Genomic DNA, 20,074 nt, shown 5'->3' with positions numbered 1-20,074 from the left:
CGACGGGCAGCGACCACCGGCAGGTAGGCTGGGACGCTGACGTCCGGAAGTCCAAGGAGAGCAGAACCCGCATGGCTGAGTACATCTACTCGATGGTCCGCGCCCGCAAGGCGGTCGGCGACAAGCTGATCCTCGACGACGTCACCATGGCGTTCCTGCCCGGTGCCAAGATCGGCATGGTCGGCCCGAACGGCGCCGGCAAGTCCACGATCCTGAAGATCATGGCGGGACTGGACACGCCCTCGAACGGCGAGGCCAAGCTCAGCCCGGGCTTCAGCGTCGGCATCCTCATGCAGGAGCCGGAGCTCGACGAGAGCAAGACGGTGCTCGAGAACATCCAGGACGGCATCGCGATCAAGGCGAAGGTCGACCGCTTCAACGAGATCTCGGGGCTCATGTCGGACCCCGACGCCGACTTCGACGCCCTGCTCGCCGAGATGGGCACGCTCCAGGAGGAGATCGACGCGGCGGACGCGTGGGACCTGGACTCGCAGCTGGAGCAGGCGATGGACGCCCTGCGCACTCCGCCGGGGGATGCGGAGATCGGCCCGCTCTCCGGTGGCGAGAAGCGTCGGGTGGCGCTGACCAAGCTCTTGCTCCAGAAGCCCGACCTCCTGCTGCTGGACGAGCCCACGAACCACCTCGACGCCGAGAGCGTCCTGTGGCTCGAGCAGCACCTGCAGAAGTACCCCGGCGCAGTCATCGCCATCACGCACGACCGGTACTTCCTCGACAACGTCGCGGAATGGATCGCGGAGGTCGACCGCGGCCGCCTGATCGGCTACGAGGGCAACTACTCCACCTACCTCGAGAAGAAGGGCGAGCGCCTCGCCATCCAGGGCAAGAAGGATGCGAAGCTCGCCAAGCGCCTCGCAGAAGAGCTCGACTGGGTGCGCTCGAACGCCAAGGGGCGTCAGGCGAAGTCGAAGGCTCGTCTTGCTCGCTACGAAGAGATGGCGGCCGAGGCTGATCGGACCCGCAAGCTCGACTTCGAAGAGATCACGATCCCGCCGGGACCGCGCCTGGGAAGCATCGTCATCGAGGCCAAGAAGCTGCAGAAGGGTTTCGACGGCCGCTCGCTCATCGACGGGCTGAGCTTCAGCCTGCCGCCGAACGGCATCGTCGGCGTCATCGGACCCAACGGCGTGGGCAAGACCACCCTCTTCAAGACCATCGTCGGTCTCGAGCCGCTCGACGGCGGCGACCTGAAGATCGGCGAGACGGTCAAGATCAGCTACGTCGACCAGTCCCGCTCGAACATCGACCCGAACAAGACCCTCTGGGAGGTGGTCTCGGACGGGCTCGACATCATCACCGTCGGCAAGACCGAGATCCCCTCGCGTGCGTACGTGTCGAAGTTCGGCTTCAAGGGGCCCGACCAGCAGAAGAAGGCCGGCGTGCTGTCGGGCGGTGAGCGCAACCGTCTGAACCTCGCGCTCACGCTCAAGGAAGGCGGCAACCTGCTGCTTCTCGACGAGCCGACCAACGACCTGGACGTCGAGACGCTCCAGTCGCTCGAGAACGCGCTGCTGGAGTTCCCGGGCTGCGCGGTGGTGATCACGCACGACCGGTGGTTCCTCGACCGCATCGCGACCCACATCCTCGCCTACGAGGGCACCGACGAGGATCCCGACAAGTGGTACTGGTTCGAGGGCAACTTCGAGGCGTACGAAGAGAACAAGATCGAGCGGCTCGGCCCCGATGCCGCGAAGCCGAACCGCTCGGCCTACCGCAAGCTCACACGTGACTGACGACCGGTTCGGGGGCGCCGGCGGGCGCCTCCACATTCCCATCCACCTCCGATGGGGTGACCTCGACGCCTTCAACCACGTCAACAACACGGCGATGCTGAAGCTGCTCGAAGAGGCCCGTGTGCGCGCGTTCTGGCTTCCCGAAGAGGGAGAGATCGCGCCCACCACCGCAGTCCTCGACTCGAGCCTCTTCAGCGGTGTACTGACCCTCATCGCGCGACAGGAGATCGAGTACCTGGCGCCGGTTCCGTATCAGCGGCATCCGCTCGACGTGCAGATGTGGTTCGGCAAGCTGGGCGGTTCGAGCATCGAGGTCTGCTACGAGGTCTGCAGTCCCGTGGAGACCTCTCTCGACGGTGCGCAGACCGTGTACGCGCGGGCGACGACGGTCGTGGTGAAGGTGGATGCCGAGTCCGGCCGCCCGCTGAGGCTCACCGCCGAGGAGCGGCAGGCGTGGCAGCCGTACCAGGGCGAGCCGATCGTCTACGCCCACCGCCGCTGAACGGGTCGATCAGGGGCGGAGGCTCGGCGGCGCGGCATCCGGCACCCGCACCATGATCTCCTGTGCGACGCTCGCCAGCAGCACGCCGCCGGCCGAGTAGATGCGGCCGCTCGCGAGTCCGCGACCGCCGCGTGCGCTGGGGGACTCCTGCACGTAGAGCATCCACTCGTCCGCGCGGCCGAACCGATGCCACCACATGGCGTGGTCGAGACTGGCGACCTTCAGGCCGGGGGTGGCCCAGGCGACGCCATGTGCCCGCAGGATGGACTCCTGGATCGTGAGGTCGCTCAGGTACGCCAGAGCGGCCCGATGGACGGCAGGCGCCTCGGTGATCCGCCGCCGGACGCGCATCCACACCGCCTGACGGGGCACCCGCTCGCCCTCCACGGTCACGTAGATCGGAGAGGGGATGTGCCGCACATCCACCGGCCGGTCGGTGAAGAGCCGCTTCGACATGGGATGGAGCCCTTCGAGATGCGACTCCACGTCGGGAAGCTCGTCGGGTCCGGGAAGGCCCTCGGGCATCGGCGCCTGATGCTCGACGCCGGGGTCCTCATCCTGGAAGGAGGCGATCATCGAGAAGATCGGAACACCCTCCTGGAAGGCCTGGGTGCGGCGCGTGGAGAACGACCGGCCGTCATGGATCCGGTCGACGGCGAACGTGATGTCTTCGGCGGAATCGCCCGGGCGCAGGAAGTAGCCGTGCATCGAGTGCACCGTGCGGCCCTCGGGGATCGTGCGCTCGGCCGCCACGATGGACTGCGCGAGGACCTGGCCCCCGTACACGCGCCCGAGCGGCATGGACTGGGAGTGGCCGGTGAAGATGTCCTCGGTCGTGCGTGCGTCCGAGCCGTTCAGATCGAGGACCGCGAGCATCGAGGCGACCGGGTCGGACTCGGCGGCCGTCTCGGCATCGTTCACGGGTGCTCCTCTCGGGCGACCGACGCCCTTCGCTCTGCTTGGTAGCTTAGGGCGATGCCTCCCCGCCTGCTGCTCGCCGATCCGGCCTTCGTGGCTGACGCCCTCACTTTCGCGAGCCGCGCGGCCCGGTTCACCACCGAGGGCGTACGGCTTCAGGCATCGGGCGGCGTGCTCGCGATGACGGCCGCTCCGCTGGCGCCGAAGGGGATCGGTGACGCGACGCCGACGGTGTTGGCCATGCGCACGGTCGCGGCCGATCCGGAGCTCGTATGCGACCTCGTGGTGGAGGCATCCGCTCTCTCTGCCATGGACGGCGAGCCGGCCTCGCTCGCGCTGCCCGAGACCGCGCTGTCGCCGGCCTGGGCGGGCATCTCGCCGCCGCGCAGCGGTTGGGAGCAGCGTGCGCCGCTCGACTCGTCGCTGCTCGCATCGAAGGCGCAGGGCGGGATCGCGCACGTCGCGGATGCCGTTCCCACCGATGCCGGCGAGGACGCCGTGCGCGCCGTCCGCGCGTCGGTGTGGGGAGCGCCCGACGACGACTTGGGCGGGCTGCCTCTCGGCTCGGCTTTCGCAGCGCTCAGCATGGGATTCATCAGCGGTGCGGAATCCGCACGCGTGCTGGTGAGCGGTCCCTGGTCGCGCATCAGCCTCCAGCGCGGTCACGTTCTCGTGCGCGGCCCGCTGGCGCGCGGACTGGGGCCCGTGCGCAGCACCGGACCCGGCGGGCGCTGACCGGACGATTCAGACGGCGGCGGCTGCCGCGCGTCCCGCGACACGGCCCGAGAACAGACAGCCGCCGAGGAAGGTGCCCTCGAGGGCACGGTAGCCGTGCACGCCGCCCCCGCCGAAGCCGCTCGCCTCGCCGGCCGCGTACAGGCCGGGAACCGGCTGACCGCCGTCGCCGAGCGCCCGGGCCGACAGGTCGGTCTCGATGCCGCCGAGGGACTTTCGCGTGAGCACGTGGAGCTTCACCGCGATCAGCGGGCCGGCGTCACGGTCGAGGATCCGGTGCGGTGCGGCGGTGCGGATGATGCGGTCGCCGCGGAACGCGCGCGCCGAGCGGAGCATCGCGATCTGGGTGTCCTTGGTGAAGTCGTTCACGATCTCGCGGTCGCGCGCCTCGACCTCGAAGCGCACCCGCTCGGCGTCGAGGAGGTCGCCGCCGGGAAGGGCCTTCATGCCGTCGATCAGTCCGTCCAGCGTGTCGCGGACGACGAAGTCGGCGCCGCGGTCCATGAACGCCTGCACGGGCCCCGCCGCGCCCTTGCCCAGACGCGACGTGGCGAGGAGCCGTACGTCCTTGCCGGTCAGATCGGGATTCTGCTCGCTGCCGGAGAGGGTGAACTCCTTCTCGATGATCTTCTGCGACAGCACGAACCACGAGTGGTCGTGGCCTGTCGCGCGAAGATGCGCGAGCGTGCCGAGCGTGTCGAATCCGGGGAACAGCGGTACGGGCAGGCGAGTGCCGGTCGCATCGAGCCAGAGCGACGACGGTCCGGGAAGGATCCGGATGCCGTGACCCGGCCAGATCGGATCCCAGTTCTGGATTCCCTCGACGTAGTGCCACATGCGGTCGCCGTTGATGAGCCGGGCGCCGGAGGCTTCGCTGGCCACCTGCATCGAGCCGTCGACGTATGCCGGCACCCCGGTGAGCATGGCGGCCGGCGCCGTTCCCAGACGCTCCGGCCACCAGCGGCGGACGAGCTCGTGATTGCCGCCGATGCCGCCGGAGGCGACGATCGTGGCTCCCGCCGTGACGGCGAACGAGCCGACGATCTCGCGCGAGGTGGCGACGCCGCGGGGCGCGCTGCTGGGCGCGAGGATGTCGCCCTCGGCGCCGACGACCGCGCCGTCCGAGACGGTGAGGGAGCGGACCTTGTGCCGGGGAAGGATGGTGACCCGTCCTTCGGCTTCTCCGCTCTCGACGGCGCGTTGGAACGGCGCGACCACGCCGGGGCCCGTTCCCCACGTGACGTGGAAACGGGGCACCGAGTTGCCCGGACCCGTCGCCGTGTACCCGCCCCGCTCGGCCCACCCCACGATGGGGAAGAATCCCACACCTTTCTCACGGAGCCACGTGCGCTTCTCCTCGTGTGCGAAGTGCAGGTAGGCCTCCGCCCACCGGCGGGGCCAGAGATCCTCGTCGCGGTCGAATCCGGCGTTTCCGAACCAGTCCTGACGTGCGAGGTCGACGGAATCGCGCACGCCGAGCCGTCGCTGCTCGGGGGAGTCGATGAAGAACAGTCCTCCGAAAGACCACCATGCCTGGCCGCCGAGGTTCGCGCGCGGTTCCTGGTCGACGATGGTGACCCGCTTGCCGGCCGCGACGGCTTCGGTCGCGGCGACCAGCCCGGCCAGCCCCCACCCGATGATGAGGACGTCGGTGTGGTGCGGGGTGGGGGACATGCGACTCCTTCGTCGGCGTGCGGGGTGGTCTAGCGTGCGTCGGCAGCGCCGCCGGGCGGCGGAGAGGTGAGCGGGAGCGAGCCCGCGGTGCGCCCGTCGGCGGATGGGCCGATTCCCGAGGGCTCGAACGTGTTCACCATCGCGAAGGCGGCGCGCTGCAGGTAGTCCCACAGCGTCGCCTCGTGCAGCGGCGGCAGTTTCAGCTCGTCCACCGCAGAGCGCATGTGAGCGAGCCAGCGATCGCGGGCGTCGGGATTGACGTGGAACGGCGCGTGACGCATGCGCAGCCGTGGATGCCCGCGCTGGTCGCTGTATGTCGTGGGCCCTCCCCAATACTGCTCGAGGAACATCGTCAGGCGCACCTTGGCGGGGCCGAGGTCCTCTTCGGGGTACATCGGCTTCAGCACCTCGTCGTCGGCGACGCCCCGGTAGAACGCGTCGACGAGCCGCACGAAGGTCTCGTGCCCGCCGATCTCGTCGTAGAAGCTCAGCGGCGTGCTGTCGGTCATGGCGTGGCCTCGGGGGTGTCGGCGGGCGGGGTCTGCCCCGTGGTGCCCTCGCGCGGCTGGGTCGGGGACTTCTTGCTCATGCGCTTCGGCTTCCATATCGGCCGCTCGCCGACGGGGGAGGCCACCGGGTTCGGCTTGGTCTTCGGCGGATTGGCGCCGCGGACACGCTGAGCGCCCTCGATGCCGGTGGGCATGATCGTATTGAGCGCGGGAAGGGTGATTCCCATCTCGTCGATGGCGTGCTTCAGGCGCATCCGCAGCTCTCGCGCGACGTCGTCCTTGGCATTGGCGCGGGTCTTCATCACGAGCCGGATGACGAGCGCGTCGCCCGAGATCGACTCCAGGCCCCAGACCTCGGGCTGCTCGAGGATGCGTGTGCGCCACTTCGGATCCTTCGCGAGCGTCTTCGCGGTGTCGAGGAGCGTCTTCTCGACCTCTTCGATGTCGGAGTCGACCGCGACCGACAGATCGACGATCACGCGCGACCATCCCTGCGACAGGTTGCCGATGCGGGTGATTTCGCCGTTGCGCACATACCAGAGCGTGCCGTTGACATCGCGCACGTGCGTGACGCGCACGCTGACGAACTCGACGATGCCCGTCGCGAGCCCCAGATCGACGACGTCGCCGATCCCGATCTGATCCTCGGCGACGATGAAGATGCCGTTGAGCACGTCCTTGACGATGTTCTGGGCGCCGAAGCCGAGGCCGGCGCCGACGGCCGCGGTGAGGAGGGTGAGAGACCCGAGCGCTGTGGGGGCGAGGACGTTGATGATCAGCAGCACCGCGATGATCACGATCGTCACATTGACGATGTTGTGCAGGATCGAGCCGAGCGTGCGGGTGCGCTGCACGAGGCGGACCGACGCGAGCGGAGATCGCTCCAGCGCCTGCGTGTCGTCGACGTTCGCCTTCGACTTCGCCCCGCTCACGATCCGGTTGACGACTCGTCGGATGACGAGCGTCAGCACCCATGCCAGTATCACGGCGCCGACGATGATCCCGGCCACGGCCAGCAGATTCCAGCCGGCTGCGACGAAGAAGGCGCCGATCCCCTTCCACAGCTCGGGGTCGGTGATCTCGGGCTGGGGGACGGAGTCGAGTGGGGCGCTGATCATCGTGACGATCCTAACGAGGAGAGCCTCGGCCCCGGCTGAACCTGTTGCCAGGCTCGGCGCGGGGCCGAGGCATCCGATCACCCTCAGTCGGCGTCGCGATCCTGCACCGCCAGCGCTCGCTCGACGCCCGCGAGGTTCTCGGCGACCAGGCGACGCAGCGCGGGCGCGGCGTCGGCGTGGGCCTCGAGCCAGCGGCGCGTCGCGTCCCGCAGCTCGTAGCTCGCCAGCGGTGCGGGATACAGACCCGCGATGAGGTACTCGGCGATCTTGTACGTGCGCGACTCCCAGATCGGCAGGAGACTCGCGAAGTACGGCTCGACGAACGCGGGGAGCAGATCGCGCCCCGCGGGGTGGGTGAATCCCAGCGTTGCCGAGCGCACGATCGTATTGGGCAGATCGTCGCTGTCGACGAGCGACGACCAGGCCGCGGCCTTGGCCTCGGCCGTGGGCAGCGCCGCCTTCGCCTGCGCCGCGAACTCGCCGCCCTTGGCGGTGTTGTCCGCCGTGAGGGCCGCGTCGATGTCGGCGGCGGTCACGAGCCCGCCGGCGGCCAGCGAGACCAGGAGCTGCCAGGACAGGTCGGTGTCGATGGACAGTCCCTCCAGGCCGACCTCGCCGTCGCGCACCTGGCGGACTCTCTGCCACTGGGCCGGAGTCGACGCCGCACTCGCGAAGGCGGTGACGAACTGCAGCTGGCTGTCGCTGCCGGCCTGAGCGTTCTGAGCGAGCTCCCAGAGCGCGTCGGCGACCTTCGCGCGCGTCGCGTCACGCTTGTCCGGTGCGACGTACGAGTTCGCCGCCAGCTGGAGCTGGGCCAGCGTGGTGCGGACGGTGGTCGACTCGGTCTCGGCGCCGATGTTCCGCAGCACGAGATCCACGTAGTCCGACGCGGATGCCTCGGCATCACGGGTCTGGTCCCACGCGGCGCCCCACACCAGGGAGCGCGCAAGGGGGTCGGTGATCTTGCCCAGGTGTCCGATCGCCGTCTGGAGCGAGCGCTCGTCGAGACGGATCTTCGCATAAGCGAGGTCCTCGTCGTTGAGCAGCACCAGGTCCGGGCGCTTCCGGCCCTTCAGCTGCGGCACCTCGGTGAGGTCGCCGTCCACATCGAGCTCGACGTGATGCACCCGCACCAGAGCGTCACCCTGGATGTCGTAGAAGCCGACGCCGAGGCGGTGCGGCCGGATGGTCGGGTAGTCCGCCGGCGCCGTCTGAACGATCGCGAAACGCGTGATGGTGCCGTCGACGTCGGCGACAACCTCCGGCGAGAGGGTGTTGACACCGGCCGTCTCGAGCCACTTCTTCGACCAGGTCGACAGCTCGCGCCCGCTGGTCGTCTCGAGTTCGGTGAGCAGGTCCGAAAGCTCGGTGTTCGACCACTCGTGCTTCTTGAAGTAGGCGGCCACACCGGCGAAGAACTGCTCGATACCCACCCATGCGGCGAGCTGCTTGAGAACCGAGCCGCCCTTGGCGTACGTGATGCCGTCGAAGTTGACCTGCACGTCTTCGAGGTCGTTGATCTTCGCCACGACGGGGTGGGTCGACGGGAGCTGGTCCTGTCGGTATGCCCAGGTCTTCTCCATGGCGTTGAACGTCGTCCACGCCTCGGTCCACTCGGTGGCCTCGGCGGTCGCGATGGTGGATGCCCACTCGGCGAACGACTCGTTGAGCCAGAGGTCGTTCCACCACTTCATCGTGACGAGGTCGCCGAACCACATGTGGGCGAGCTCGTGCAGGATCGTGACGACGCGACGCTCCTTGACGGCGTCGGTCACCTTCGACCGGAACACATACGTCTCGGTGAAGGTGACCGCGCCGGCGTTCTCCATCGCACCCGCGTTGAACTCCGGCACGAAGAGCTGGTCGTACTTGGCGAACGGGTAGGGATAGTCGAACTTTGCCTCGTAGTAGGCGAAGCCCTCCCGCGTCTTGTCGAAGATGTAGTCCGCGTCGAGGAACTGCCAGAGGCTCTTGCGGCCGTAGACACCGAGCGGGATGACGCGGCCCGATGCGCTCGTGAGCTCCGAGAACGTCGCTTCATAGGGCCCGGCGATGAGCGCCGTGATGTACGACGAGATCCGAGGAGTCGGCTCGAAGCGCCAGGTGGCCGAGGCCACCTCTTCCGGCCCCTGCGCCTGTCGAGGGGTCGGCTCGGGGGTGGGCGAGTTCGACACGACCTTCCACCGCTCCGGAGCGGTCACGGTGAACTGGAACGTCGCCTTGAGATCGGGCTGCTCGAACACCGCGTACATGCGTCGCGAGTCGGGTACCTCGAACTGCGAGTAGAGGTAGACCTCGTCGTCGACGGGGTCGACGAACCGGTGGAGACCCTCACCGGTGTTCGTGTAGAGGCAGTCCGCGTCGACGACCAGCTCGTTGTCTGCGGCCAGGTCGTCGAGCGCGATGCGCGAATCGGCGAAGGCCGAGGCCGGATCGATCGAACGGCCGTTGAGCGTGATCTCGCGCACGTCCCGCGCGATCAGATCGATGAACGTCGAGGCGCCGGGCGTGGCGGTGAACCGGACGACGGTGCGCGAGGCGAAGACCTCGGGCCCTCTCGTCAGGTCGAGCGCGACTTCGTACGACTGCGTGTCGACGATCGCGCGGCGCTCCTGCGCCTCGATCCGGGTGAGGTTCTCTCCAGGCACGTGATTCTGCTCCCATTGGTGAGGGCTGACGAATGCGGCCGTCACCGGCGCTGCTGGCACCGGCGACAACCGTCCCAGCCTACGCGAGTGCGCGCCGCGGACGTCGGACCTGTGCATGAGCAGGAACCGTTCGACGCGCCGGCTGCGCCATGGCGGTGCGAGGATGGATCGGTGACTTCCCACGCGAACGGCAGGACCACCACCGACACCGGCTCGAACGACGTGGTGCCCTTCGCATCACCGGCGGCGGCGTCCGGAGGGGCGCACGTCGAGAAGGCGGTCGCGTACGACGCGATCCTGCTCGCGGGATTCGGCGGTCCGGAGGGCCAGGACGACGTCATCCCGTTCCTGCGAAACGTCACGCGAGGGCGCGGCATCCCCGATGAGCGCCTCGAGGAGGTCGCGCACCACTACCGCCACTTCGGCGGAGTGAGCCCGATCAACGCCCAGAACCGAGCACTCAAGGCGGCGCTCGAAGCCGAGCTGGCCCGCCGTGGCATCGATCTGCCGGTGTACTGGGGCAACCGCAACTGGGCTCCCTACCTGGAGGAGGCGGTGACGGATGCGGCGGCCGCCGGCGACGTGAACCTCCTGGGTCTTGCGACCAGCGCCTACTCATCGTTCTCGAGCTGCCGCCAGTATCGCGAGGACTTCGCCCGCGTCCTCATCGAGACGGAGCTGGCCGGAACCGTCACGATCGACAAGGTCCGCCAGTTCTTCGATCACCCGGGATTCGTGCAGCCCTTCATCGACGGCGTCCGGGATGCGGTCGCCGGCTTCATCGCCGAGGGAGTCGCGCCTGGAGCGGTGCGGGTGCTGTTCTCGACCCACAGCATCCCCACCGCCGACGCCGAGCGCTCCGGGCCGCGCGCGGGCGACGAGAGGCATCGGGAGTTCGGCGAGGAAGGGGCATACGCCGCCCAGCACCGCGCGGTCGCCGGCGTGGTGATGGCGGCCGTCGCGGCCGACGTGCCCGGCGCCGAGCAGATCGGCTGGGACCTGGTCTACCAGTCGCGGTCGGGGCCTCCCACGCAGCCGTGGCTCGAGCCCGACGTGAACGACGTGATCGCCGGTCTGCCGTCCACGGGTATCGAGGCCGTCGCCATCGTGCCGCTCGGTTTCATGAGCGACCACATGGAGGTGCTCTGGGATCTCGACACCGAAGCCATGGAGGCCGCCGCCGAGGCGGGGATCCGTGCGGTGCGCACGCCGACCCCGGGGGTCGATCCCGCGTTCGTGGCAGGGCTCGTCGACCTGGTCGAGGAGCGCCTCAACGGCACGCCTGCCGAGCAGCGCCCGCACGCCACCGAGCTCGGTCCCTGGTTCGACGTCTGCCGCCCCGCATGCTGCGAGAACGTGCGTGCAGGCTTCAAGCCCGCCGCCGCCGGTGTAGCGCCCTGACCACTCTCGTCGCTCTCTAGGATTGGCCCCATGCGCATCCATATCGCGACCGATCACGCCGGCCTCGAGTTCTCGACGCAGCTGCAGCACCATCTCGCAGCCGCCGGACACGACGTGATCGACCACGGTCCGCTCGACTACGACCCGCTCGACGACTACCCCGCGTTCTGCATCCGCGCGGCGCAGGCTGTGGCGCGGGACCAGGCCGACGGCATCGAGACGCTCGGCGTCGTCTTCGGCGGCTCGGGCAACGGCGAGCAGATCGCCGCGAACAAGGTGCTCGGGGTCCGCGCCGCGCTGGTGTGGAGCATCGCGACGGCCGAGCTGGCCCGCGAGCACAACGACGCCAACGTCATCGCCATCGGCGCGAGGCAGCACACCTTCGACGAGGCCGCCTCCTTCATCGACCGCTTCATCGAGACGCCGTTCTCCGGAGAGGAGCGGCACGCGCGGCGTATCGCGCAGCTGGCTGCGTACGAGCAGGATGGCACGCTGCAGGCCGACCCGCGGGGCGCCGCCGGGCAGCCGGACGTGCTCGACGCCGACGACAGCTCCTTCGATCCCGAGGCCGGCTGACGCACGATGCCGGAGGGTCATTCCGTCCACCGCATCGCCCGCCAGTTCGACCGGAACATCGTCGGCCGCACGGTGGGGGCATCGAGCCCGCAGCGGAGATTCGCCGAGGGGGCGTCGATCATCGACGGTCGATCGGCGACGGCGGTGCGGGCGGTCGGGAAGCAGATGTTCCTCGAGTTCGACGAGGATCTCTGGCTGCGGGTGCACCTGGGCATGTACGGTGCGTGGGACTTCGCCGGCGAGATCCTCGTCGATCCCACGATCGCATCGTCGAACGGCCGCATGGGTCAGACCAACCAGCGCGGCACCGAGCTCGAACAGCCGATCCTCGACGACGCCGGGGAGAACTCGCTGTCGTCGATCGGCGCACCCCGACGGGCCCGTGTCCACGTGCGCATGTCGGAGCAGACGACCGGCCTCGCCGACGAGGGCGATGTCTGGCCGCCACCGATCGTGGGGCAGGTGCGTCTGCGACTGCTCACGACCAGCACCTGCGCCGATCTCCGCGGTCCCACCGCCTGCGAGCTGCAGACTCCCGATGAGGTCGCGGCCACGATCGCGAAGCTCGGACCGGATCCCCTCGTCGACGACCTCGCCGAGGGGGAGGAGCGGTTCGCGGCGGTCGTGCGCCGCAAGCCCACCGCGATCGGGCTGCTGCTGATGGACCAGAGCGTGGTGAGCGGCATCGGGAACGTCTACCGCGCCGAGCTGCTGTTCCGCGCACAGCAGAACCCGCACACGCCGGGACGCGACGTGCCCGATGAGGTGGTGCGAGGGCTGTGGCGCGATTGGGTGCGTCTGCTGGCCGTGGGTGTCGAGACAGGCCAGATGATGACGATGGACGACCTCGACCCTGAGGCCTATCGCAAGGCCATGGCCAGCCGCGACGACCGTCACTGGGTGTACCACCGCGCCGGTCTGCCGTGCCGAGTGTGCGGCACGACGATCGTGGTGGAGGAGGCGGCCGCCCGCAAGCTCTACTGGTGCCCTCGATGCCAGGCGTGACGCGCCGCGATCAATAGGCTGAACCCATGCGACAGAACCCGAGCTTCGCGATGACCGACGTCGCCGAGCTGCGCCGGCTCATCGACCTCAATCCGTGGATGACGCTGGTGAGCTCCACAGCGGACGGCCTGGTGGCCTCGCACTACGCGGTGCTCCTCGACGAAGGTCGCGACGACCTCACCGTGGTCGGGCACGTCGGCAAGCCGGACGATCTCATCCACGGGCTCGGCGAGCGGGAGCTGCTGGTCGTGGTGCAGGGACCGCACGGGTACATCTCTCCGGGCTGGTACGGCGACGCGCCGAGCGTGCCCACGTGGAACTTCGTCTCGGCCCACCTCTCCGGCATCCCCGAGGTCCTCTCTCCGGAGGAGAACCTGGAAGTGCTCGACAGGCTGGTCGCCAGATTCGAGGGCGGGATGCCGCAGCCCCGCCTGCTGTGGGAGCGTCCGAACGATCCCGACTTCGTGCGCCGTCTGGAGAAGGGGACCGTCGGATTCCGGCTCACTCCGACCCGCGTGGTCGCGAAGCGCAAGCTGAGTCAGAACCGCCCCGACGAGGTGGTCGAGACGATCATCGCCGAACTCGAAGCCGGTGCAGGACCGTACGCCGACCCGCGGCTGCCCGGCGAGATGCGCCGAGACCTGGACGTGAGGAAGGGCGCACGGTGACGCTCGGCCGAGGCGACACTCCCGATGTCATTGCCAACGCGCGGCTGACAGGATCCGATCGCACCGATCCGTTCGGCTCGGACATCGTCGATGTTCACCTGGCGGATGGCCTGGTCGTCGACATCGCGCCGGCCGGTGGCCTTGCGCGGCGAGGTGCCGTCCTCGACGCGGCCGGCGGCTTCGTGATCCCCGGGCTGTGGGATCACCACGTGCATGTCGTGCAATGGGCGCTCGTGGCGCAGCGCGCCCCGCTCGGCCACGCGACCTCCGCCGCGCACGCCGCGTCGCTCATGGCGGCCGCTCCCGTCCTGCCGGACGGACGCCGCGTGGGGACCGGGTTCCGCGACGCGCTGTGGGCCGATCGGCCGAGTCTCCCGCTGATCGACGCGGCCACCGGAGAGATCCCGACGTACCTCATCAACGCCGACGTGCACAGTGTGTGGCTGAACTCGGCGGCGCTGCGGCGCGAGGGCTTCGCGCCCGACGGCGTCGGTCTGCTGCGCGAGGAGCCCGCGTTCGAGATCTCGCGCAGGCTCAACGACGTCGCCCCGGAGGTGGCCGACCCGCTGGTCGCCCACATGGCGCAGGAGGCGGCGGCACGGGGCGTCGTCGGCATCGTCGACCTCGACATGGCATGGAACGAGGAGGCCTGGGCTCGCCGCCTCAGCGCCGGGTTCGACGCCCTGCGCGTCTCGTTCGGCATCTACCCGGAGTTCCTCGATCGGGCGATCGCCGAGGGACTGCAGACCGGCGATGCAGCACGTGGCGCGGCATCCGATCTCGTGCGCGTCGGCCCGCTGAAGGTCATCACCGACGGCTCCCTGGGCACGCGTACAGCGGCGTGCTCGCACGCGTATCCGGGCGGTGCGGACGACCACGGCGTGATCACGGTGGACACGCCCACGCTCGTCGAGCTGATGACGCGCGCGACGGCGGCGGGGATCTCGTCCGCCATCCACGCCATCGGCGACGTCGCCAACACGCATGCACTCGACGCGTTCTCGGTGACGGGGGCGTGGGGCACCGTCGAGCACGCCCAGCTCGTCGCGCACGCCGACATCCCGCGCTTCGCGCGACTCGGCATCGGTGCCAGCGTGCAACCCGAGCACGCGCTCGACGACCGCGACATGACGGATGCGCTGTGGGCCGACCAGACCGCACAGCCCTACCCCCTCCGTGCTCTGGCCGACTCGGGCGCGACGCTGCTCTTCGGCTCGGACGCGCCGGTGTCGCCGCTGGACCCCTGGCGCGCGATCGCAGCCGCGGTCTTCCGGACGCGCGACGGCCGGGAACCGTGGCAGGGCCACCAGAGCATCGATGCGGCGACCGCGCTCGCGGCGTCGACTCGAAACGGCTCCACCGCGCCGGCGCGCATCGAACCGGGAGATGTGGCCGATCTCGCGATCTGCGAACGCGACCCGCTCACGGCGGACGAGGGCGGACTCCGGTCCATGGCCGTGGCGGCGACCGTGCTCGGCGGACGCCTGACGCACCTCGGCTGAGCGAACGCCGGTACGGGGGTCTGCCCCCGCTCGACTCGGGTGGCGGTCGGATGCCGCAGGCCGGGCGCGGCGGCCAGGCTGGACCCGTAGCATTCCGAAGGAGCAGCCATGACCGCCACGACCACCGCGTCCCCGCCCGCAGACGGGGGCGCCCCGCGCGCCGCGCCCGGGGGTGCGTGGCGGTCGTACGGGAGAGCGTGGAAGCGCACGCCGGGCAGCGCGGTGTACCTCCTCGCCGTCTTCGTGCTCGCGATGGTGTCGATCTCGCTCCTCGCGCCGCTGTTCTGGACGGGTGTGGGCCTGCTCGTCCTGGTCATCGGCCTTCCTCTGATCGTGCTGAGCCTCTATGTCGCACGGGGGTTCGGAGTGGCCGACCGCTTCATGCTGCGCCTGACGGGGCTCCCCACGATCCCCGAGCCGGAGTGGAACCGGGACGGGCCGGGAGCGGGCGGATTCTGGACGACTCTCACCCGTCCCATCCGCAACGCGCACTACTGGCTCTCGCTCCTCCACGGGATGATCGTGAACCCGATCGTGAGCACCGTCTCGTTCGCCCTCACCGTCGCGTGGCTGAGCATCGGGCTGGGCGGCTTGACCTACTGGTTCTGGGGACTGTTCCTGCCGCGCAACTGGCAGGACGACGGCTCGGGCGGCGAATGGGGCCACTACGTCGCGGATGCGGTCCCGTGGCTGTTCGGAGGATGGAGCAGCTGGTCGGTCGAGGTCGTGCTCTACCTCCTCGCAGGAATCCTCTTCACCGTCACGATGCCGTGGGTGCTGGGCGGCCTGGCGCGCATCCACCACGCGATCGCGGCGGGGATGCTGGGACGCTGGCAGTCCGACGACCTCGCGGCGGAGGTCAGGGCGGAGGCCGCCGCGCGCGGCGCTGCCGTCCACGCCGAGGACGTCGCGCTGCGACGGCTCGAACGCGACATCCACGACGGCCCGCAGCAGCGGCTGGTGCGGCTGCAGATGGACCTGGCCGCCCTCGAGCGCCGCGCCGATGCGGGAGAGAACGAGGACGCCGCCGCGCTGGCTCGGGACGCGCGACTCCACGCCAAGGCGGCGCTCGACGAGCTTCGCGCCCTCTCCAGCGGGGTGGCTCCGCCGCTGCTGCAGGACCGAGGGCTTGCGGCTGCGCTGGGCGCGGTGGCGGCAGGATCGTCGTTGCGCGTGCACATCGACATCGACCCCGAGGTCGACACCGTCGTGAGTCAGGAGGTCGCGCGCACGGTGTACTTCATCGTCGCGGAGCTGCTGACCAATGCCGCCAAGCACTCCGAGGCATCAGCGGCGACGCTCAAGGCGGCGCTGCGCCGCCACGCGCCGGGAGCGGTCGCGACCCATCTGGACGTCTGGGTCGTCGACAACGGGCAGGGCGGTGCCGTGGTGGCGTCCGGGCACGGACTGGACGGCCTCGAGCAGCGTGTCGCCGGCCTCCGCGGCGAGCTGACGATCTCGAGCCCTCCGGGCGGCCCCACGGCGGTCGGCGCCCACATCCCGTTGGGTGGGGCCGCGCGATGACCGCGCTCTATCCTGAGGACGTGCCGCGTATCGACGACTCCGCCGCGCCGGCCCGGGTGGTGCTCGTGGAGGATTCCGTCCTGCTCCGAGAGGGGCTCGTGCGCCTCTTCGACGAGGCCGGCTACGTCACGGCGGGCGCCTGGGGCGATGCCGACGACATCGTCGCCCGCGTCCGCGATGCGCGGGCCGATGTCGCGATCCTCGATGTGCGGCTTCCGCCGGCGTATCGCGACGAGGGCATCCGGGCCGCGCTGACCCTGCGCGCGGCCCTTCCGGGGGTCGGCATCCTCGTCCTCAGCCAGTACGTCGAGGGCGTCTACGCCCGGGAGCTGCTGGCGGGCGGCGAGGGGGGCGTCGGCTACCTGCTGAAAGACCGCGTCACATCGCTGGACGAGTTCACCGATGCCGTGCGGCGCGTCCGCGAGCGGGGCACCGTGCTGGATCCGCTGGTCGTGCAGGGGCTGCTGTCCGCACGCCCGGATCCGCTCTCGGCCCTCACGCCGCGGGAGCGGGATGTGCTCACGCTCATGGCGGAAGGGCGAAGCAATGCGAGCATCGCCGAGCGACTGTTCATCGGAGTCGGAGCCGTCGAGAAGAACATCAGCGCGATCTTCGCGAAGCTCGGACTCGAGGAATCGGGCACCGAGCATCGGCGGGTGCTCGCGGTCCTGGCATTCCTGCAGCATCCCTGAACGCGAAGAAGCCCTCCGGGGCAAACCGGAGGGCTTCTTCTCAGAGAGGTGTCACTCGGCGAGGTGCGCGAAGAGGAACCAGCGGTCCTTCTCCAGGCTCTCCTTGATGCCGATCGCGATGTCCTGGCTGGTCAGATCGAACTCGTCGAGTCCGTCGATCGCGGCCTGGACGTCGGCGATCACGATGTCCATGTCGGTGATGACGTTGCGGATGAGGGCGTCCCACTGGGTGAAGCCCGCCGGAACGGCGCTCGGCGTGGTCTTCGCGGCAACGGTCGACACGCGGGCGTCGATCGGCAGACCGAGGGCGACGATACGCTCCGCGGCCTGGTCGGCACCGGCCTGCGCGTTCGACACGACGGAGTCGAGCAGTTCGTGGATCGCGATGAAGTTGGCGCCGCGCACGTTCCAGTGCGCCTGCTTGCCGTTGACGGCCAGGGCCTGCAGGCCCAGGACCACGGGGGTGAGGAACTGTGCGCTGGCGGCCGCGACGTCGGGGTTCGCGGCGGTAGCGGGGGTGGTGTTGATCTTCGTCATGTCTCTCGCCTCCATCTTCCGGAGGGCCGCCCAGACGGCGGTCGTCCTCCTGTGAGAGCAACGCTACTCAGCCGCCGGCATTCCGCAAGCAAGCAAAGGCTGGGCTAAACAGGGCTTTCGCCTGTCGGTGCGGATGACCTCGACGACACCGGCTAACGTCGATGCGTGCCTTCCGCCGACCACGACCTCGGACCGCAGCATCTGAATGTGCCCGCGACCACGGTGACACGCGAGCCGCGTGACCGATCGCCCGAGCACGCCGAGCCGTCCGGCTTCCTCCCGCACGTGCAGGGCCTGCGCGCCATCGCCGTCCTCTGCGTCGTCCTCTATCACTTCTGGCCGGCCCGGTTCCCCGGCGGGTACATCGGCGTCGACATCTTCTTCGTCATCTCGGGCTTCCTCATCACCGCACACCTGATGCGGGAGCTCACGGCCACCGGCACCGTGCGCCTCGGTCAGTTCTGGGCCCGCCGCGCACGGCGACTGCTCCCGGCATCCTTCCTCGTCCTGCTCTTCTGCGCGCTCGTCGTGATGTCGCCCTACCTCATGCCGACCTCGGCCCTGCCGAACGAGGTGCGCGAGATCCTGGCATCGACGTTCTACGTCGAGAACTGGTATCTCGCGCTGAACTCCGCCGACTACCTCAACCACGCCGGCGACCCCACGACCGTGCAGCACTACTGGTCGCTGTCACTCGAGGAGCAGTTCTACGTCATGTGGCCGCTGCTCATGCTGCTCGCGGCGTGGATCGGCGTGAAGTGGTTCGGCGGCGCGCGCCGCCGCGCCGTACTCATCACACTCGCCGTGGTCTCGCTGGCGTCGTTCATCTTCTGCGTCGTCTTCACCATCACCGACCCGGCCCCGGCCTACTTCGTGACCTTCGGACGCATGTGGCAGTTCGGCGTCGGCGCCATGATCGCGCTGGTGCCGCTGCTGCGCGTGCGGAACGCGGCAACGAGCTTCGTGCTCGGGTGGGCGGGGATCCTGATCCTCGTCTACGTCACCTTCAGCTTCGACGGTCAGACGCCGTTCCCCGGATACATGGCTGCACTGCCGACGCTCGGCGCCGCCGCGGTGATCGCCGCCTCGAACACCCGGCGCTGGTGGTACCCGACGCGGATCCTGTCGCTGCGGCCCGCCCAGTTCGTGGGCGACATCTCGTACTCCCTCTATCTGTGGCACTGGCCGCTGATCGTCATCGCCCCTTCCGTGCCGTTCTGGGGCCTGACGATCTACCACCGCGTGGCGCTGCTTGGCATCTGCTTCGTGCTCGCCTGGCTCACCAAGCGCTTCGTCGAGGATCCGATGCGCGGGTTCCGGCCGCTCACGTCCCGCCGGCCGCGCGTGACCCTGTGGTCGTCCCTTGCCGCCATGGTGGTCGTCGCGCTGGTGGCCGCGACGGCGTGGTTCGTGAACGCTCCCGCGTACAGCGCCGGAACGCGGGCCATCCACGAGCTGCAGCAGGATCCGCCGGAGTGCTTCGGCGCGGCGTCCGTGCTCGATCCGTCCTGTGCGGGCACGGACTTCGGAGACACCGTTCTTCCGGCGCCGGGATTCGCCGGCATCGACCGGCCCGCCGACGAGCAGTGCTTCGTTCAGCTGACCGACGCCCGACCGGTCTCATGCACCTTCGGCTCGGACGACCCCGATGCTCCGCGTGTCGCACTGATCGGCGACAGTCACGCCTACCAGCTGCTCTCGACGTTCCAGCGCATGGCCGACGAGAACGGCTGGGAGCTCGTGACCTGGTTCAAGGGCGCGTGCCCCTGGAACACGACTCCTCTCGCGACGCCCGGGGCGTTCGGCGACGCCTGCACGCAGTGGCGCGAGCGCGTCGAGGCTGCGCTGTCCGACGCCGATCTCGACGCGGTCTTCACCGCCGCCATCGCGACGACTCCCTACGCGTCGGCGGGCTTCGACTCGTCGCACGACGCGGCCGTCGCGGGCTACCGCGAGGCGTGGGGCGAGGTGCTGGACCGGGGCATCCCGGTGATCACCGTCGTGGACAATCCCGTCTGGGAGACCGACCCCAACAAGTGCCTGCGCACGCGCGACGCCGCGGAATGCGATGCGCCCCGTGATGAGGTGCTCGTGACCGACGACCCGCTGCGGGACGCGGCATCCGGGCTCGACGACGTCACCCTGCTCGATTTCACCGACGTGTTCTGCGGCGCAGAGACATGCGGCCCGGTCGTCGGCGGCGCGAACATCTACCGCGATCAGGATCATCTCACCGTCACCTTCGCCGACACGCTCGCCCCCTGGTACACCGAGGCCATCGCAGCGCACCTCGCGGCACGGAGCGAGTGACGAG

General features: G+C 69.5%; 17 protein-coding genes. 11 read left to right on the top strand and 6 right to left on the bottom strand.

All coding sequences use genetic code 11. The annotated features are described in order from the left end of the window. The first annotated feature begins 71 nt into the window (after positions 1–71). Both ettA and WYM_RS01715 read left to right on the top strand, forming a co-directional pair. Positions 72–1,751 carry an energy-dependent translational throttle protein EttA gene (gene ettA, locus WYM_RS01720; RefSeq protein ID WP_019179096.1) on the top strand — a complete coding sequence of 560 codons (1,680 nt, stop codon included), beginning with the start codon at positions 72–74 and terminating at the stop codon, positions 1,749–1,751. Beyond that, positions 1,744–2,253, top strand: coding sequence for an acyl-CoA thioesterase (locus WYM_RS01715; RefSeq protein ID WP_019179095.1), 510 nt, complete (start codon positions 1,744–1,746; stop codon positions 2,251–2,253). Before ettA ends, WYM_RS01715 begins: the two co-directional genes overlap by 8 nt. Before the next feature lie 9 nt (positions 2,254–2,262). Here the strand turns inward: WYM_RS01715 and WYM_RS01710 are convergent, their stop codons facing one another. Further along, positions 2,263–3,129, bottom strand: a complete 867-nt coding sequence (locus WYM_RS01710; protein ID WP_040568970.1) for an acyl-CoA thioesterase — start codon at positions 3,127–3,129, stop codon at positions 2,263–2,265. Between the two features lie 99 nt (positions 3,130–3,228). On the opposite strand from WYM_RS01710, the gene WYM_RS01705 reads away from it, so the two are divergent. Beyond that, entirely contained in the window at positions 3,229–3,906 is a 678-nt protein-coding gene (locus tag WYM_RS01705; protein ID WP_019179093.1) for a hypothetical protein, read from the top strand. 9 nt (positions 3,907–3,915) lie between these two features. On the opposite strand, the gene WYM_RS01700 is transcribed toward WYM_RS01705, so the two are convergent. The 4 genes from WYM_RS01700 to pepN all read right to left on the bottom strand — a co-directional run bounded on the left by WYM_RS01700 (position 3,916) and on the right by pepN (position 9,855). After that, on the bottom strand, positions 3,916–5,580 hold the full coding sequence (locus WYM_RS01700; RefSeq protein ID WP_019179092.1) for an FAD-binding dehydrogenase: 1,665 nt from the start codon (positions 5,578–5,580) through the stop codon (positions 3,916–3,918). A 29-nt stretch (positions 5,581–5,609) separates the two neighbouring features. Then, a complete protein-coding gene (locus WYM_RS01695) occupies positions 5,610–6,089 on the bottom strand; it encodes a globin (RefSeq protein WP_019179091.1) in 480 nt (159 codons plus the stop codon). Next, on the bottom strand, positions 6,086–7,207 hold the full coding sequence (locus WYM_RS01690) for a mechanosensitive ion channel family protein (protein ID WP_019179090.1): 1,122 nt from the start codon (positions 7,205–7,207) through the stop codon (positions 6,086–6,088). The genes WYM_RS01695 and WYM_RS01690 overlap by 4 nt, the downstream gene beginning before the upstream one ends. Before the next feature lie 83 nt (positions 7,208–7,290). After that, positions 7,291–9,855, bottom strand: a complete 2,565-nt coding sequence (gene pepN / locus WYM_RS01685; RefSeq protein WP_026059463.1) for an aminopeptidase N — start codon at positions 9,853–9,855, stop codon at positions 7,291–7,293. A gap of 171 nt (positions 9,856–10,026) precedes the next feature. On the opposite strand from pepN, the gene WYM_RS01680 reads away from it, so the two are divergent. The 7 genes from WYM_RS01680 (at position 10,027) to WYM_RS01650 (ending at position 17,223) form a co-directional block, all read left to right on the top strand. Further along, positions 10,027–11,256 carry a ferrochelatase gene (locus tag WYM_RS01680; protein WP_019179088.1) on the top strand — a complete coding sequence of 410 codons (1,230 nt, stop codon included), beginning with the start codon at positions 10,027–10,029 and terminating at the stop codon, positions 11,254–11,256. A 30-nt stretch (positions 11,257–11,286) separates the two neighbouring features. Continuing rightward, positions 11,287–11,832 carry a ribose-5-phosphate isomerase gene (locus WYM_RS01675; protein WP_019179087.1) on the top strand — a complete coding sequence of 182 codons (546 nt, stop codon included), beginning with the start codon at positions 11,287–11,289 and terminating at the stop codon, positions 11,830–11,832. 6 nt (positions 11,833–11,838) lie between these two features. Further along, positions 11,839–12,837, top strand: a complete 999-nt coding sequence (locus WYM_RS01670; RefSeq protein WP_019179086.1) for an Fpg/Nei family DNA glycosylase — start codon at positions 11,839–11,841, stop codon at positions 12,835–12,837. Positions 12,838–12,863: 26 nt separating this feature from the next. Continuing rightward, positions 12,864–13,505, top strand: coding sequence for an FMN-binding negative transcriptional regulator (locus WYM_RS01665; RefSeq protein ID WP_019179085.1), 642 nt, complete (start codon positions 12,864–12,866; stop codon positions 13,503–13,505). Next, on the top strand, positions 13,502–15,007 hold the full coding sequence (locus WYM_RS01660) for an amidohydrolase (RefSeq protein ID WP_019179084.1): 1,506 nt from the start codon (positions 13,502–13,504) through the stop codon (positions 15,005–15,007). The genes WYM_RS01665 and WYM_RS01660 overlap by 4 nt, the downstream gene beginning before the upstream one ends. A 108-nt stretch (positions 15,008–15,115) precedes the next feature. Then, the gene (locus WYM_RS01655) at positions 15,116–16,531 is read left to right on the top strand and encodes a sensor histidine kinase (protein WP_019179083.1); all 1,416 of its coding nucleotides are present in this window, start codon (positions 15,116–15,118) and stop codon (positions 16,529–16,531) included. After that, positions 16,528–17,223 (top strand): response regulator, encoded by a 696-nt coding sequence (locus WYM_RS01650; protein WP_019179082.1) that lies wholly within the window; start codon positions 16,528–16,530, stop codon positions 17,221–17,223. Before WYM_RS01655 ends, WYM_RS01650 begins: the two co-directional genes overlap by 4 nt. 51 nt (positions 17,224–17,274) lie before the next feature. Here WYM_RS01650 and WYM_RS01645 read toward each other — a convergent pair whose 3' ends face one another. Beyond that, positions 17,275–17,760: a Dps family protein gene (locus tag WYM_RS01645; RefSeq protein ID WP_019179081.1), complete on the bottom strand. Its 486-nt coding sequence runs from the start codon at positions 17,758–17,760 to the stop codon at positions 17,275–17,277. Positions 17,761–17,925: 165 nt separating this feature from the next. Here WYM_RS01645 and WYM_RS01640 point away from each other — a divergent pair, with 165 nt between their 5' ends. Continuing rightward, positions 17,926–20,070, top strand: coding sequence for an acyltransferase family protein (locus tag WYM_RS01640; RefSeq protein ID WP_019179080.1), 2,145 nt, complete (start codon positions 17,926–17,928; stop codon positions 20,068–20,070). Positions 20,071–20,074 lie beyond the last annotated feature (4 nt).

It is taken from the genome of Microbacterium yannicii PS01 (assembly GCF_000304335.1).
Lineage (GTDB): Bacteria > Actinomycetota > Actinomycetes > Actinomycetales > Microbacteriaceae > Microbacterium > Microbacterium yannicii_A.
The sequence above is the reverse complement of the archived record's forward strand: the minus strand, read 5'-3'. Positions and strand labels throughout refer to the sequence as shown.

What these genes read in the sequence shown, in the direction of transcription:
- WYM_RS01645 (WP_019179081.1), bottom strand. Translation starts at nt 17,760, where the DNA reads ATGACGAAGATCAACACCACCCCCGCTACCGCCGCGAACCCCGACGTC.
- WYM_RS01655 (WP_019179083.1), top strand. Translation starts at nt 15,116, where the DNA reads ATGACCGCCACGACCACCGCGTCCCCGCCCGCAGACGGGGGCGCCCCG.
- WYM_RS01675 (WP_019179087.1), top strand. Translation starts at nt 11,287, where the DNA reads ATGCGCATCCATATCGCGACCGATCACGCCGGCCTCGAGTTCTCGACG.
- WYM_RS01670 (WP_019179086.1), top strand. Translation starts at nt 11,839, where the DNA reads ATGCCGGAGGGTCATTCCGTCCACCGCATCGCCCGCCAGTTCGACCGG.
- WYM_RS01695 (WP_019179091.1), bottom strand. Translation starts at nt 6,089, where the DNA reads ATGACCGACAGCACGCCGCTGAGCTTCTACGACGAGATCGGCGGGCAC.
- WYM_RS01665 (WP_019179085.1), top strand. Translation starts at nt 12,864, where the DNA reads ATGCGACAGAACCCGAGCTTCGCGATGACCGACGTCGCCGAGCTGCGC.
- WYM_RS01710 (WP_040568970.1), bottom strand. Translation starts at nt 3,129, where the DNA reads ATGCTCGCGGTCCTCGATCTGAACGGCTCGGACGCACGCACGACCGAG.
- WYM_RS01705 (WP_019179093.1), top strand. Translation starts at nt 3,229, where the DNA reads ATGCCTCCCCGCCTGCTGCTCGCCGATCCGGCCTTCGTGGCTGACGCC.
- ettA (WP_019179096.1), top strand. Translation starts at nt 72, where the DNA reads ATGGCTGAGTACATCTACTCGATGGTCCGCGCCCGCAAGGCGGTCGGC.
- WYM_RS01650 (WP_019179082.1), top strand. Translation starts at nt 16,528, where the DNA reads ATGACCGCGCTCTATCCTGAGGACGTGCCGCGTATCGACGACTCCGCC.
- WYM_RS01690 (WP_019179090.1), bottom strand. Translation starts at nt 7,207, where the DNA reads ATGATCAGCGCCCCACTCGACTCCGTCCCCCAGCCCGAGATCACCGAC.
- WYM_RS01700 (WP_019179092.1), bottom strand. Translation starts at nt 5,580, where the DNA reads ATGTCCCCCACCCCGCACCACACCGACGTCCTCATCATCGGGTGGGGG.